Source organism: Pseudoleptotrichia sp. (assembly GCF_057270515.1).
This window is the reverse complement of the sequence record NZ_DBHIXS010000006.1, coordinates 112,388-128,589: the sequence shown is the minus strand read 5'-3', so window position 1 is coordinate 128,589 and position 16,202 is coordinate 112,388. Positions and strand designations below refer to the sequence as shown.

The 16,202-nt window shown below is 29.8% G+C and carries 14 protein-coding genes; all 14 read right to left on the bottom strand.

What is annotated here, in order from left to right; translation table 11 throughout:
- Position 1 precedes the first annotated feature (1 nt).
- The gene (recJ, locus tag ACO5J6_RS06395; RefSeq protein ID WP_485642825.1) at positions 2-1,693 is read right to left on the bottom strand and encodes a single-stranded-DNA-specific exonuclease RecJ; all 1,692 of its coding nucleotides are present in this window, start codon (positions 1,691-1,693) and stop codon (positions 2-4) included.
- A 3-nt stretch (positions 1,694-1,696) separates the two neighbouring features.
- Positions 1,697-2,059, bottom strand: a complete 363-nt coding sequence (gene rbfA, locus ACO5J6_RS06390; RefSeq protein ID WP_485642824.1) for a 30S ribosome-binding factor RbfA — start codon at positions 2,057-2,059, stop codon at positions 1,697-1,699.
- A gap of 40 nt (positions 2,060-2,099) precedes the next feature.
- Complete coding sequence (gene infB / locus ACO5J6_RS06385; RefSeq protein ID WP_485642822.1) at positions 2,100-5,084, bottom strand: translation initiation factor IF-2; 2,985 nt, start codon at positions 5,082-5,084, stop codon at positions 2,100-2,102.
- Positions 5,062-5,610 (bottom strand): DUF448 domain-containing protein, encoded by a 549-nt coding sequence (locus ACO5J6_RS06380; protein WP_485642820.1) that lies wholly within the window; start codon positions 5,608-5,610, stop codon positions 5,062-5,064. The genes infB and ACO5J6_RS06380 overlap by 23 nt, the downstream gene beginning before the upstream one ends.
- A 21-nt stretch (positions 5,611-5,631) precedes the next feature.
- Positions 5,632-6,723 carry a transcription termination factor NusA gene (nusA, locus tag ACO5J6_RS06375; protein ID WP_485642818.1) on the bottom strand — a complete coding sequence of 364 codons (1,092 nt, stop codon included), beginning with the start codon at positions 6,721-6,723 and terminating at the stop codon, positions 5,632-5,634.
- A complete protein-coding gene (locus ACO5J6_RS06370; protein WP_485642816.1) occupies positions 6,723-7,211 on the bottom strand; it encodes a ribosome maturation factor RimP in 489 nt (162 codons plus the stop codon). Before ACO5J6_RS06370 ends, nusA begins: the two co-directional genes overlap by 1 nt.
- A gap of 255 nt (positions 7,212-7,466) precedes the next feature.
- Complete coding sequence (locus ACO5J6_RS06365; protein ID WP_485642814.1) at positions 7,467-8,111, bottom strand: HIRAN domain-containing protein; 645 nt, start codon at positions 8,109-8,111, stop codon at positions 7,467-7,469.
- A 138-nt stretch (positions 8,112-8,249) separates the two neighbouring features.
- Entirely contained in the window at positions 8,250-8,978 is a 729-nt protein-coding gene (locus ACO5J6_RS06360) for an HAD family hydrolase (protein ID WP_485642812.1), read from the bottom strand.
- A gap of 268 nt (positions 8,979-9,246) precedes the next feature.
- Positions 9,247-9,765 carry a PTS glucose transporter subunit IIA gene (gene crr / locus ACO5J6_RS06355; protein ID WP_485642810.1) on the bottom strand — a complete coding sequence of 173 codons (519 nt, stop codon included), beginning with the start codon at positions 9,763-9,765 and terminating at the stop codon, positions 9,247-9,249.
- Positions 9,766-9,876: 111 nt separating this feature from the next.
- Positions 9,877-11,688: a DUF4153 domain-containing protein gene (locus tag ACO5J6_RS06350; protein WP_485642809.1), complete on the bottom strand. Its 1,812-nt coding sequence runs from the start codon at positions 11,686-11,688 to the stop codon at positions 9,877-9,879.
- Between the two features lie 247 nt (positions 11,689-11,935).
- On the bottom strand, positions 11,936-13,738 hold the full coding sequence (pepF, locus tag ACO5J6_RS06345; RefSeq protein WP_485642807.1) for an oligoendopeptidase F: 1,803 nt from the start codon (positions 13,736-13,738) through the stop codon (positions 11,936-11,938).
- A 232-nt stretch (positions 13,739-13,970) separates the two neighbouring features.
- Complete coding sequence (locus tag ACO5J6_RS06340; protein WP_485642805.1) at positions 13,971-14,816, bottom strand: YlmH family RNA-binding protein; 846 nt, start codon at positions 14,814-14,816, stop codon at positions 13,971-13,973.
- Positions 14,817-14,958: 142 nt separating this feature from the next.
- The gene (locus tag ACO5J6_RS06335; protein ID WP_485642804.1) at positions 14,959-15,372 is read right to left on the bottom strand and encodes a YkvA family protein; all 414 of its coding nucleotides are present in this window, start codon (positions 15,370-15,372) and stop codon (positions 14,959-14,961) included.
- A gap of 200 nt (positions 15,373-15,572) precedes the next feature.
- Complete coding sequence (locus ACO5J6_RS06330; RefSeq protein WP_485642802.1) at positions 15,573-16,124, bottom strand: PepSY domain-containing protein; 552 nt, start codon at positions 16,122-16,124, stop codon at positions 15,573-15,575.
- Positions 16,125-16,202 lie beyond the last annotated feature (78 nt).

Here is a 16,202-nt window from a genome sequence, read left to right as displayed (position 1 = left end):
TTTATCCTCCTATTTTTTCTTTAAAATCTTTAATTTTCAATTCTATGAATAAATCTGTTCTTACTGATTTAAATGCAGGCGTATAAACTATCTCATATCTTTTATTGATATTTTTCAATTTCAGTTTATGCCCTAAATTATAGCCTATTACTGATATCATTCTTTCGTTCTTTTTTATGAATCCTTTGAAATGACGGTTATTTATCCCGAATTTTGAAAAACTTACAAATTTAATCTCTCTATCTACAAAATTCGGTTCCTGATTATCCAGTCCGAAAGGAGACAGCCTGTTTATATTCAGAACCCTGTTCTTATTTATCTGCTCTATGCTCAGTTCGGAATCTATATGAAGCACTTTTTCAACATTTGATTTATTTGCAGTCAGCAGTCGCTTTTTTAAATATATTTCTATCTGATTTAGATATTTTTCAGATACGAGAAATCCCGCAGCCAAATCATGACCGCCAAATCTCTCAAATTTGTCCGAAGTCTCTTTCAGCATATCAAATATATTCAGTCCTTCTATACTTCTGCATGAAGCCTTTCCATATCCGTTTTTTATTGAAACTAAAATTACGGGAATGTTATATTTTATGGATATTCTTGAGCATACAACTCCTATAACTCCTGAATGCCATTTTCTGCTTTTCATAAAAATATATTTAGGATTATTTAATCTCTGAATTTTTTCTTCGATTTCATTATATATTTCCATTTCCAGATAACGGCGTATTTTATTTGCTTTTTTCATTTCTTCTATTATTGCAAATATTTTAAAGTCATCTTCCTGAATGAAAAACTCAACTACCATTTTTGAGTTGTCCACTCTTCCAAGAGCGTTAAACATAGGTGCTAAATAAAATCCTATATCACTTGTAGTTATATTTTCAGGATTAATTCTCAAATAATTTAAAATATATTTTAAACCTTTTATCTTAGTTTTTCTTAAATTATAGAGACCTTTTTTTATTATAAATCTATTTTCGTCAGTCATAGGAACTACATCCGCAACGGTTCCTATCATAACAATATCCAAATAGTCATAAAGTATTTTTTTATTTGCTCCTGTTTTCTCGTAGACAGCTTCTGCCAGCTTGAAAGCCACACCTGACCCCGACAAATTTTTATTGGGATAATTTTTGCTTATTTTGGGATTTATGGTGAGCAGATTAAAATCTTTTATTTCCTTGGCTTCCCTATGGTGATCGGTAATAATTATGTCAATGTTGTTTTTTTTCAACATCATTATTTCTTCGACACTCGCTATACTTGTATCGACACTGATAAATAACCCTGTATTCCTCTTTGTCATATATTTTATAAGATTTCTATTTATCCCTACACCTTCGTGGGCTCTGTTGGGAATGTAATAATCTACATTCATTCCCAACTTTCTGAATACTATCACAAGATAAGCTGCGGCAGATATACCGTCCACATCATAATCTCCGTAAATCACTATTTTTTCTTTATTTTTCCTTGCTCTGATTATTCTGTCGGTAACCTTATCCATTTGTTCAAATAAAAACGGATTTAATAAATCATTTTCATCAGAATTCAGAAATTTTTCCACTTCTTCTTTTGTATTAATATCTCTGTTCAGAAGTAATCTTGTTATCAGTTCACTTTCACCGAATTCTCTGCTTTTGGAAATCAGATAATTTTTATCATAATTCTTCATTTCCCATTTCACTGATTATTCACTGTCCTTCTGCTTTATTCCGTCCAGTATTGAAGATATTTTTATTCCGTATTCCACACTGTCATCCAGATGAATTCTTATTTCAGGAACAAATCTGACTGATAATTGTGAACCTATTGTTTTTCTTAGAAAGCCTTTTATTTTTTCAAGGTCTTCCATGATTTTTTCTTTATTTATATTATTTTTCAGATCTAAAACTGAAAATGTCAAGTCAAGATATCTTCCGTCTTTAGTAAGTCCCACTTTATGAATCGAAACAAGATTTTTTATTTTCTCATTTTTGATTTCAGTCAGCAGTGTCATTCCTACTATTCTTGATATTTCCTTTTCAAGACCTTTTCTTCTTCTATCGTTCATACTTTCACCTCATAATTTTTACTTCACCGGTCGAAAATATCTATCTTGGTATTTCTTCTAAGATGTATGACTCTATTATATCGCCTTCTTTTATATCATTAAAGTCTTTAATTCCAATTCCGCATTCCTGTCCCATGACAACTTCTTTGGCATCATCTTTAAATCTCTTCAATGATTCAAGTTCTCCGTCAAAAATTATTATTCCGTCTCTTATAATTCTTATTTTTGAAGTTCTGCTTACTTTTCCGTCTACGACTACAGCTCCGGCTATATTTCCGACATTGGATATTTTAAATACCTGTTTCACTTCTATTCTACCGAAATAAACTTCTTTGTATTCAGGGTCAAGCATTCCCTTCATCGCTTTTTCGATTTCTTCTGTAACGTGATAGATTACGTTATAATTTCTAATTTCTACTCCCGTTTTTTCAGCTTCAGTTCTTGCAGGGGTAGTAGGTCTTACGTTAAATGCTACTATTATTGCATTGGACGCTTCAGCAAGTTTTACGTCTCCTTCGGTTACAGCTCCCGCACTTGCCTGAATAATATTTATCATAACCTTATCATTGGACAATTTCTGCAATGACTCTTTTAATGCTTCAACAGAACCTTTGGAATCTGCCCTTATAATACATTTAAGTTCTTTAAGCTGCTGTTCTTCAAGTTCCTGAGATAGACTTTCCAGCGAGATATGTTTCTTTTTATTGTGTTCATTTACTTTTTTCTCTTTTATAAAGTCTTCAACAATTTTTTTAGCCTGTTTATCATTATTTACTCCGTAAAGGACATCTCCTGCATTAGGAACATCACTAAATCCTGTAATTTCAACAGGTTGGGATAAAACTCCTTTTTCGATTTTATTTCCTCTGTCATCTACCATGGACCTTACTCTACCGTGAGCTTCTCCCGCTACGAATATATCTCCTATTTTCAATTCACCTTCCTGAATTAATATATCCGCGACAGCTCCCATTTTAGGGTCAAGTCTGGATTCGACAACTACGGCTTTGGCTCTCTTTTTAGGATTTGCTTTCAACTCAAGTAGTTCAGCGGTAATCAATATTGTTTCCAACAACTCTTCAAGATTTATCTTCTGTTTGGCTGAAATTTCCACAAACTCCGTATTTCCTCCCCAATCAGGAGACATCAAACCGTATTCTGTCAATTCCGTTCTGACTTTCATAGGGTCTGCTCCGGGTTTATCTATTTTGTTTATAGCTACTATAATAGGTACTCCCGCTTCCTTGGCGTGGGAAATAGCTTCCACAGTTTGAGGTTTTACTCCGTCATCAGCTGCAACTATCAATATGGAAATATCTGTAATATTTGCTCCTCTGGCTCTCATTTCAGTAAATGCTTCGTGTCCGGGAGTATCAATAAATGTGATTTTCTGCCCTTTCCAGTTTACTTGATAAGCTCCTATTCTTTGAGTTATCCCTCCTGCTTCTCCTTCGATTACATTTGTATGTCTCAAAGCGTCAAGTAGCGATGTCTTACCGTGATCTACGTGTCCCATAATCGTTATAACAGGAGCTCTTGTAATCAAATCCTGTTCCCTGTCTTCAATTTCAAGATGATATTTTTCTCCATAACTTATTTCTTCTATTTCCTCTTTTTCAACGATTACGTCATAATCAAGTGCCACTTCTTCAGCTTCTTCAAAAGATAAGATTGCATTTGCAGTAAGCATTTTCCCTTGCATAAAGAATTTTTTTATAATGTCTGAAACATTTATTCCTAATTTTTCCGCTAAATCTTTGATAACAATTTCCTCATTTATCGTTATCATTCCTATGCTTTCGCCTTCAATTCTTATTATTTCGTCCTTCATAACCTTTTCCTGTTTTTTCTTGCTTTTTTTCTTTTTGTCATCTTTTCTGAAATCTGATCTTAGTTCTCTTAGTTTTTTTTCTTCTTCTTTCTGTTTTTTCTCTTTTTCGTATTTTTTCTTATCAAATTTCGCTTTTCCCTTTGTATTTGTTTTAGGCTTTTCTGCTATGGCTGAAACTCCCTGAGAATCAGTTTTTGGTACTTCCTTTTTATTTCTGTTTCCAAATCCTCTATCATTTCTGTAATCGTCTTTATCCTTGTCGGAAAGCTGACGGTTATCTCTCTTTTTAAAATCCCTTTTATCTTTATCAAATCTTTTATTATCCCTGTTATCTCTGTCTTTGTTCCCTTGAGTATCTTTATTCTGAAAGTTTTCTCTGTTCTGATAGTTTCCTCTGTCAGATTTTCCAAAATTTCTGTTATTTTGTCCGTCTCTATTTCCTTGACTGTCTCTGTTTTTGTTAAATCTGTCTCCTTGACGTTCTCTGTTTCCGTCTTTTGACTGACTATATTTGCTGTCCCTTTTTTGATAATTTCCTTTATCTGATTTATCAAAATTTTTGTTATTTTGACTTTGACTTTCTCTGTTTCCTTGATTGTCCTTATTTCTGTTGAATCTGTTTCCATTTTCATGGTTTCTGTCATTGAATTTATTATTATTATTCTGTTGTTTTCTGTCATTTTTGCTAAAATTATTTTTAGGGACATCTTTATTATCTGTTACGTCTTTTGCAGTATTTTCTTTTTCAGAGTTTACATCTTTATTTTGAAATCTTTCTTCTCTATTTATTTCTTTTTCAGAGTTTTCTTTTACAGTCTTATTATCTTTCTCAACCGTTATTCCGACATCTGTATGATTTTCTTTATTTTTTAAAGTTTCTTTTGTATTATGGCTTACATTTGCTTTATCAGTTTTCTTGGGTCTCGAACTGAAAATCAGCTTTTCTTTTATAACATGTTCTTTGACGTTATTCTCTTTAGGCTCAGGTGCTTTTGCTTCGTTTTGTTTATTTTTCACGGAAACATTTTCACTATTCCTGTTATCATTTGAAAGTTTTTCTTTTACCGCTGCTACTTCATCATCACCTAATTTATTATTGGCATGATTTTTATTCTTAATCCCGATTTTGTTCAGTTCTTCAATAAAATCGGCAGTTTTATAACCCATAAGTTTAGCTAATTCGTGTACTTTCATGTTTCACCTCCACTTTGTTCAATATTCCGTTTACAACTTTTTTATCAATAATACCTATTACATTTACATCTTTTGAAAAAATATCTTTCAATTTGGATTTTTTATCAATTTCAATAATTTTTATATCAAATCTTTCTTTCAGTTTTTCGAATTCTTCAATGTAACGTTTATTAATATCTCTCGGAATAATCAACAATTTTACTTTATTTTTTTTTATCCCGCTGACATTTTCATCTATTCCAAATATGAAATATTCAGAATTCTTCATAGCTCTCAAAATGTCTATTATATCTTTCCTATTTTTTTCTATTTTTTTTAACATTTTCAATAATTCTTCTGTTTCAACATTGTATTTTCTATGCTTTGATAATTTTTCAATACATTCTGATTTTTTACATATGTAAAATCCTCTACTTTGTATTTTATTTTTCTCATCAAAGATATATTTGCCGTCAACTAAGCATATTCTGAAAAAATCTTCTTTTTCCTTTTTACTTCGGCAGCACACACACATTCTTTCAGGCATATAACATTTTCCACCTTTATTTTATTCCTCAATTTCCTCTACTTCTTTAGTTTCATCCGTCTCTTCATTTTCCACTATATGTATGTCTATCTTAATACCGCAAAGTCTGGCTGCCAGTCTTGAATTTTGCCCTTTCTTACCTATAGCGAGAGACAGCTGGTCTTCTTCCACTTCCACTCTGGCAATTTGTTCACCGTCCTGCTCTATTATTTCGACTGAAACTACTTCCGAAGGATTTAGAGCATTTTTTACAAAGTGTCTTATATCTTCATTCCAGAGCACAATATCTACTTTTTCTCCTCTCAACTCATCAATTATACTCTGTATTCTCATACCGTTTTTACCTATACATGCACCTTTCACATCCAAGTTCGGGTCTTCGGAATGGACTGCCACTTTTGTTCTGCTGCCTGCTTCCCTTGCAATCTGCTTTATCTCTATTGTTCCGTCTTCTATTTCGGGAATTTCAAGATTTAACAATCCTCTCATAAGTTCTTCCACTTTTCTTGATAGAAAGCATTTAGTATATTTTGTAGATTCTTCTACAGCTCCTACATATACTTTTACTCTATCTCCCTGAACAAATTTATCAATTTCTGAAAGCTCTTTTTCGGGAACTATAGCTTCCAGACCGTTTATATCGATGTAAAGGTTACCTTTTTCATCAGTCTTTCTCACCACTGCCGATACAATGGATTTTTCAATCTGTTTAAATCTGTTAAAGATATTTTTCTTTTCACATTCCCTTACTTTCTGAACGACAATCTGTTTTGCATTTTGAATGGCATTTCTTTTAAAATTTTCAGCATTGATTTCAATATCTATCGTTCCTCCAAGTTTTGATTTTCTCTTTAAGGAAACAGCGTCTTCAAGACTTATTTCTTCTTCAGGTTTTTCAACAGTTTCAACTATTTTCTTTCTTGAAAATACTTTGACTTCTCCTGTTTCCCTGTTTATGGAAATTTCAGCATTATCCTTTTCACCGTAATTTTTCTTATACGCAGCTAAAAGTGCCGTTTCTACTGCTTCCAGTAATTCTTCTTTGATTATCCCTTTTTCTTTTTCCAGTTCATCAAGTGCTTCCAAAAAGATTCTTTGATCTTTTGATTTCATTACTCCTCCTCTTTCTCCAATGTGTCATTTGGCAATTCATATATTAAATTTGCTTTTTTCAATTTTGATAATGGTATCTCGACAATTTTTCCAATATTTATATCATTCAGAAATATTGTATCATTTTCAAATTTTTCAAGTTTTCCTTCAAAAGTTTTCTTTTCTTCAATTCGACTTTTTGAATAAACTTTTATTTTTTCTCCTGTAAACCGCAGAAAATCTTTTTCTTTTTTCAGTTTTCTTTCAACTCCCGGAGTGGAAACTTCCAAATAAAATTTTTTATTTATCAGTTTATCTGCCAAATCGTCTATTTTACTGCTTAATTCAATACAATCATCCAAACTTGTAGTTCCGTCTTTTTTCTCAACATATACTCTCAAATAATTATAGCCCCCTTCCTGAACATATTCCAAATCTGAAAGCTCCAAGTTCAGACTGTCCAGATGTTCCTGAATTTCTTTTTCAAATTTGTCTAAAATCTGTTCCACTCTATCACCTCATATCTATTATTCTACGATTTTTTATTTATCATTTCCGTTATTACCTGAACAGTAGGACAATAACTGTGTTTATTCCGACTTTTCTACTTCAATTATCCAAATTGACGATATTCCCAAAAGTAAAGAGTGGGAAAACCCACTCTTTCTGTCAATTATTCTGTTCTTATAGTTATAATATCATATTTTCAAGTATTTTGCAACTTTTATTTTACGTTTATTTGATATTATTTTAAAAATGCTGTTTTAATCCAGTATATATATTTTCAATGCAACTTCCTCATCAAAAGGAATAGGGATAGCAACGAGCTTTTTCCCCGCATCAATAAGCCTTGCTATAATTTCACTTTGTTCCTTAGGTACATAACCCACTTTTTCCTTATTTTCATTAAATGCTGCTACTGCATTTAGAGATACTCCGTTAAATTCCCTGTAAAGATCGAGTATTCCGACGTCCTTTATCTTAAGACTGAAATTTCTTATATATTTCGTTCCCGATAAATATGTATCAAGCAGAAAAATTCTTCTGGATTTGGTAATATATTTATCAATAAGTATTTTTGAATATTCAAACATCATTTCTTTTCCCAGCCTTATTTTTTCTTCACGGCCGTTTTTTTTCTGTATTACCAGTATCCCATTCCCAAATTTATATTCATTTATCATATAATTTCTCTGACTTTTCAAAAATTCAAAATAATCCATCATTTCCTCAAAAATCATAACTTCTTTCTGAGTTATCTGAAAAGACCCTTTTTTTATTTCTACCGAATCATTTTCAATATACGAATAATAAAATCTTCCGTCAGAAAAAATTTCTATATCATAATTTCCCCCGTAATATAGTCCTTCAAATTCAAGCTTTATACCATTGAAAGTATTTGACAACATATTTTATCTCTCCCATTTTTACTATAGTGTATTTTAAATTTTTATGATTTTTATAGTTTCAATAACTCTCATTATTTTCTTCATTTATTTTTTATATTTATATTTTTATATCTTCAATAATTTTCATATCTTTTTAGATCAGAGTGTTTCAACATTAGGTTTAAATTTATAAATCACATCTTTTCTTTCTACTATGATTGTTACTTTTTCTTTCAGTTCCTTGTCTTTTTTGATTTTTTCCAACAATCTTCCGGCAGGATTTATAGCAATGGCATTTCCCGCTTTCTTAAACATTGTGAGGTCTCCTGTCGTATCGCCGTATGCGTATGATTTGCTTAAATCAATGTCATATTTATCACAAAATTCGGCTATTGCTTTCTTTTTGTTTTTTGCATCCCACATCGGTTTTACTTCCCCCGTAAATACACCATTCTGATTGACTATATATTCAGAACCTCTATAATCCTTGACACCATATTTTTCAGCCATTTTTCCCACAAGAAAATCAGGACTGCCTGAAATTATTATCACTTTATGTCCTTTTCCGATATGATATTCCAGTCTGTCTCTCGTATATTTATATACTCTATTTCCTTTCAATTCGATAACTCTTTTGGCGATAAAATCCATATCTTTCTTTTTAAAATTTTTCAATGCTTCAACATACGCTTCTACAAGCTCTTCGAGATAATCATCATAATTTCCTGTCCTTGTTTCCCATTTAGAGAATTTTTCCTTTACTTTTCCTTCCCATGACATTATATCTATATATTCATATTTTACAAGCATTTTAAAATGCTCTATAAGTAATGAGTTTCTATGGATTGTTCCGTCTATATCAAAAAATGCCGCTATATTTTTTGTCATCAAATCACCTCTTTTGATACATTATATAATATTATAGACAGTTTTTCAATTATTCCTTGAAAAATTATCTTAATACGGCTAATATGGCTAAATAAAAAATATCTTTATAAATTCATTTATAATTTTTACAATATAAACACTGTCTTAAAACATTTCAGTAAATATTTATATCAAGAAAAATTTTTAGAATAAATAAAGATATCTTTATTTTGTTGTCATTCTCAAACTATTGTTATAAACTCAAACTGTCATAACAAAATAGTTTAATTTATTTTTTTACATCTAAAATTAATGTTTCCCCTGCAACAGCTTCCCCGTCCTGCTGTTGTTTTCCCAACGAAGAAAAATCTTCATAATTGGAAATAATTACAGGAGTGATGATTGATTTTGCGTTTTCTTTCAAGTAATCATAATCATATTTTATTAAAGGGTCTCCTTTTTTTACGATATCCCCTTCATTAGCCACTCTTTCAAAACCTTTTCCTTCCAGTTTTACTGTATCCATACCGAAATGAACAAATATTTCAAGTCCTGATGTAGTTACAATACTGAAAGCATGGTTTGTATCAAATATTTTTTCTACTCTTCCGTCAGCAGGAGCCAACATTACTCCTGAAGCTAAAGGCTCAATAGCTACTCCGTCCCCAATCATTTTTTGTGCAAATACTTCATCAGGTACCTGCTCTAAAGGTAGAATATTTCCTGAAATAGGAGCATAAACTTTCCCTTCAAATTCTTTTTTTTCAGTTTCTTTATTATTCCCTTTTAAGAAATCAAATAAACCCATATCTCTAAACCTCCATATAATATTTATTTATATCTAAATGTATCATATATAGAGTAATTAGTCAATTAATAAATTTTTATTTAAAAATTTTCGGGAATAATTATTATGATTTTATTTACCTGAAAAACTTAAAACCATAGAATATCCTTCAAATGAAATATTTCCATTCTGTTTTTTATTAATCTCAAAGCTTTTTATTATTATTTTATATTTTATATTTTCATTTTCTCCTGTATATTCCATAGCATTTTTCGGAATTTCTACTGTTCCATTTTTTGACATCTGATAATTATTTTCAGATTTCAGTTCTTTTCTTTCCATGATTTCTTTTAAAACTTCTTCAATATTTATTTTTAAAAGCTCTTTTTTATTTTTATCTAAAATAGTAAGGTCTTTATCTTTAAGCCGAGCCTCATATTCTTCCGAAACTACTTCCCATGGAACAGGATCATTGATATATGCATTATAAAAAGTTATCAAATAATCATAGCCGTATGTTTTTGAGATATATCTATTTTCGCCTTTTAGTATATATGTGATTTTTTCTTCCATTTCATCCAAACTGCCATAACCATACCAGTTTCCATTCATACCTATTGCATCTTGAAATTCATCTATTGATTTATAAGGCTTTCCGTCAGCTTTTCCGAAAGGCTTCAAATCCGATATTTTTTGACGCGTAATATAACTAAAAACATCCGCTATTTCAGCTTTTGTTTTTCTGTCCAATTTAGGATTTTTCTCCAATTTTCCATTTTTCAAAAGTCCATTTTCAACCAGCAATTTCTCTAATCTCTTATTTTGGCTTATAAGGGAGATTTTTCGTGCATTGACAGGGCTGTATACTGCAACAAGAATAATTGCAATAACTGAAACTATTATGACTGTCAGTTTTGTTCTGAAAATATAGAAAATCATACAGAATAAAAGCCATAATCCGATAATAACTATATAATATCTGCTTTCTGTTATTCCATATTGATTTATTCTCTGGAATATCGCCACAAGAGAAAGTATAATCAGAGGTATGGAAACTTTCGGAAAATTTTTCTTAAATTCGTTTATAATTTTATCTTTTTTAGTTAAAGGTGTAACAAACACAATAATAAACAGACTGAATGTCATATACCATAATACCTGATGAGAAACTACCCCTTTCGGTATTTCCATTTGAACTATTATTTTTCCAAGATATATGTATAAAATTACAGTATATACTAATATTAAAGGAATTATTATATATTTCAGAAGAACTTTGAAAATCGTTTCTATTTCATATTCTTCGAGGCTTTCATTTATGCCTCTCAGTCTTGATACAAAAAAAGGAATTCCAAATATACATACAGTAAAGGCATATGCATCCATATATATTTTACTATCAAGATTTATTAATAAAACATCTATCGCTGCTATTATTGCAGCTAATCCTGCAAATAAAATTCCCGAAAAGACAACTGTTATTATTTTATTCATTACTACGGTCTGAATATACTTTTCACTGTCATCTCCCCTTTTTATAACAGGAATCAATAGAAATATCAGATAAGAAATAATCCATATAAAAACTAATTCAATATAATATTCACGAACTTCGTGAGGCATATACACCATTTTAACAGCACACAGCAGTAATAATGTTATTACTCCCTCGACAATTCTTGCCGATAATATTTTTTTATTTGAAAAGTATTTTTCCCTTATCAGTTCCAGTGAAGCCGAAATAGGTATCCCCAAAATAAATAAAATCAATACTTTTTCCAGCCTTTTGAACAACAGGCTGTCTGTTTTCATCTTCGCTTCTATTTCTATAAGATAAACAGACAGTATAAAGATAGCCACGCTAAAAATCATTGTAATGGGAAACCTTTTTATCCCTTTTTCCATATTAGGTAAAAAATTTTTTATCCTCTCTTTTAATGTCATAAAAATCTCTTCCTTTCTCGTTTTATTATTTTTCAGTCAATCTTCTACAGCTATTTAAGTTAGCTATCATTCCATAGATTTTCATATTTAGCTTTACAATAACTGCTTTATAACTTAATATAATACTGATTTTTTGTGTAAATCATATTATCTGTAAATATGTTATCATATAAAGATGAAAGTAAACTGAAAATTTATTATGAATTCTTTCTTTACAATTTTACAAGTCTGTTTTCTTATTTATTTTTTATAAATTTATTTTTTCCATTTCTTCTTCAAGTTTATCAAGTAATAGATCAAGCTGTCCTGATACTGCTTCTACAGTTTCTTTTTTTGATAAATCTACTCCCGCTTTTTTCAGCTGTTCCATTGGGAAATCATTTCCTCCTGAAGACAGTAATTCTATATATTTTTTCAATGCTTCTTCTTTTTTTTCCTCATCTTTTTCGTTCATTATCTTATTGTACAATATTGCCGATGAAGCAAAACATGTGGCATACTGATATACGTAAAAAGGAGAATTAAAGAAATGAGGTACTCTCGACCATAATACATATAGCAATTCCTCTTTTTCTACATCATTTCCATAATATTCATCAAAAAGATTTTCCATAATTTTACTTAGAATATCGGCTGTTACAGGTTCACCTTTTTTTACCATTAAATGAGCCTGATATTCATAATCCGCAAGCAATGCCTGAAAATAGAAAGTGCCTGCTATATTTCTTATTTCCTGCTCAAGTAAAGCTATCCTTTCTTTAGGATCTTCAGTTTTTGTGAGCATATAGTCGAGTAGCAGTCTTTCATTAAAAGTCGAAGCCACTTCAGCTACGAATATTGTATAATCGGACATTGAAAATGGCTGATTTTCATCAGAATATAATGTATGCAAAGTATGTCCCAGTTCATGAGCCAATGTAAATACACTGTCCAGTGTTTTGTTATAATTGAGAAGCATATAAGGATGTACTCCATAAATTCCCGCAGAATATGCTCCCGAACGTTTTCCTTTTGTTTCAAATACATCAATCCAGCCTTCACTTATTGCCTTTTTCATTTTTTCCGTATATTCTTTTCCTAAAGGCTCTACAGATTTTAAAACTATTTCTTTAGCATAATCGTACTCATAATCTTTGTTAAACTCAATAAGATTTATCGAACCGTCATAATTATGATATTTTTTCAGTCCTAATATTTTTTTTCTTAATTTTAAATATCTCTTGAGTGGCTTCGTATTTTTCTTTGCTATATCTATAAGGTTCAGATATACTTTTTCGGGTATATTGTTCCCCTCAAGAAAACTCATAAGAAATGTATCATATTCATAAGCTTTCATTTTAGCTATATTCTTTTGTAAAATAGAATTATAAATTGCTGCTATTGTATTTTCTTTCTTTTTATATATTCCGTAATAATTTTCAAACATCAGTTTTCTGTCTTTCTGATTTCTATTTTTGGTTAAAATTCTCGAATAGTTGGCAGTCGTCGCCTGAACTTCCTCTCCTGTACTTAGTTTAACTACAGGCCATTCTACATCTGTTACTGTAATTTCAGTATATATGCTTCTTGGTGAAGAAAAAAAAGAACTGAAATAAGAAAGCAGTTTATTTTCTTTTTCATTTAATACGTGTTTTTGCAGTCTGAACAGATTTTCCAATCCAAATCTGTAATCATAAAATTCTTCTTTTTTTATCCATTTTTCTATTTTTTCTTTATTATCTATAAGCTCTGAATTTACCCATGACAAATCTGTAGATATTTCCGAAAATAAAAATTGTACTTTTTGTAGATATTCAGTAGCTTCTTTATCAGATGAATTTAAATCTCTGGCAAGTTGAGGGTATCTAAACAGTTTATATGAAATTTTGTCCAGTTCTTCCTGTTTTTTAAAAAATTCCAACAATTTCTTTTCATTTGAAAATTTTCCTTTATATAAAATCAATTCTCTTTTGATTTTTACAGATTTTTCAAAATCCTTTTCCCATTCCTCATAATTTTTATAAATATCGCTTAAATTCCATTTATATTCTTTTCCTATTTTTTTCGACATTTTTCCACCTCTCTTATTTTCTATTCTTTCCTTACGTCCGCTTGAGTTGAATTTTTTGTAAGTAGATTTTTCATCTTTCTTATTTTCTACTCTTTTCTTACTTTGTTGTTTTATTTTTTATAGTTTCTATACTCCATATATTTTTATTATTTATTATCTATATCTTGTACTTTTTTATATCTTTTATTATTTTTATTTTTACTATTTTATTTTCTTAATTTTTATGTCAAATTTACACATATTTTTTTATTAACAGTCTTTCTTTTCCTTTTTTTGTTTCCCCATGCTCTGAAAATAATTTGTATTTTCCGTACCCTCTTATTGTTATAAGACTGCCAATTTCAACTATTTTTGACTTGTCTTTTTCCTCGTAATAGTCTATCAATACTTTTCCTTTTTCAATAGGCTCTATAACTTTATTTCTTGACAGATTGGTTATTGCCGACACAATACTGTCCAATCTTTTTGACGGAATAGTTATAAATTTATCGTCATATTTATATTCAGGGATGATTTCTCCATTTTTAATATCAATTTCTTTAACCGTACACGAGGCATGGCCTATCTGCTTCAATTCCGTCAGGATATAATCAGAAATCTTATCAGAAACAGGGATATAAGCATTTTCCTTATCCTGTATCAAATCTCCCATAAGTTCTCTTTTTATATTTAATCCCATTAAACTGCCCAAAAAGTCTTTATGCCCATATTCCTTAAATTTAGAATTAACACTTATTTTTAATAACTTACATGGAAAATTCTGATTATATGAATTATTCGGATTACTTAATCTTATTTTCCCTTTATTTTTTTCTATTGTATCAAAACTGTCATTTTCATAATACCCAATCGGTATAAAAACTATCTGTCTCCTATCACTGTTTTCAAATATTCCGTCAGTTATAATTTTTATATTTTCTATTTTATCAGTTAATTTTTTCCATATGTTGGGAGTGTAAAATTCTTCAGTATAAACTATTGTATCGTATTTTTCTGCATTCTCAAAAGAATTATAAAGTTTACTCACTTCATATTCCAGTTCTTTAGGAAATTGTTTTAAAAATATTTCTTTTTTCATTCTGACCCTTTCTATCGAACATCACTAACCTATTGTATTATTAATTTATCATATATATCAAACATTTATTAGAGCCATATAAAATAAATTTCTCTATTTTTTATTTTTATTCTTTTTATTTCTATCTTTGTATTTTCTTTTTTTATTCGTCTTCGCTTACTGTTCTCATATTGTCATAATCAGGCTCTTTCTTTTTATTATATTGCTGTCCATTGCCATTTTCAAATTCCTCGTATTCTGAGACCAGTTTATTCAGCTTTGCCAGAACATAAGTTACTACAGCTATATCATCTCCAAATCCAAAAAACGGGAGAAAATCGGGAATTGCATCTGTAAGAGTTATTACATAAATTATTGCTCCGATTATTTTCAGTTTATCCATTACAGAAATTTTGAACTCTCCCTTTATATTGGAATTTATCATTTTCAAAAGCAATAAAAACTTTGATGACAGTTTTCCTAAATGACCTGCCATATTTTTAGCTTTATTAATCTGTTCTGAATTAATATTTTCAGATTTAAATTTTTCATAAAATCTTTTTTGTCTTTTATTCATACTTCCACCTTTTATATAATTGTTTCTTTCTATTTTATCATAAATATATATTAATTAATAGTAAGAATAAAAAAGAAACTACCAAGATTTAAATATTTTCTTTGTAGCTTCTTTTTTTATAATTTATTTAGTTTTTTTTCACAACTTCCCGTTTTTTCATAACTTCCTGTTACATAATCTTCCATTTTTTCACAATGTGATTAGTATCTTTTTTCTTCCCAGCTTACAATATCTCCTGTTATTGCGTCAATATCAAATTCATATTCAGTATTATTGTAGATTATTTTTCCTTCATATACCATTCTTCCGTCTTCACGATCAAGATGTAATTTTACAATATTTAAGTCTTTTGCTCCACGCACTCTTGATAATGCTATGGATTTTGCTTTAGCTTCTCCGATAAATCTTTCGCCGTTATTTACATCATTGTTATAATATGAATTATTTCCTCTTCTCTTAGTTTCATGCTGATAACTTACAACTTCTCCTGTATCTGCATCTACATCATATTCATATTTTCGATTATTTTTATCATAAAATTCTATTTCATAAACTATTCTTCCATGTTCTCTGTCTAATTTTGTTCTTTTTACAAGTGCATCATTCTTAGATACTTTTGCATGAGAGAATGCTATTTGTTCTGCTTTTTCAAGAGAAAGTTTTGGATTATAGTTTCTATATCCTTTAGCGTAAATAACAGCTGATACTGTTATAACTCCCAAAATTAAGATTTTAAAAAACCTATTTTTCATAATTACCTCCGTATATTTTTAAGTTGAGTTAATTATAACACAAAATACTTAAAGAAAAATGAGAGATATAAATTTTTT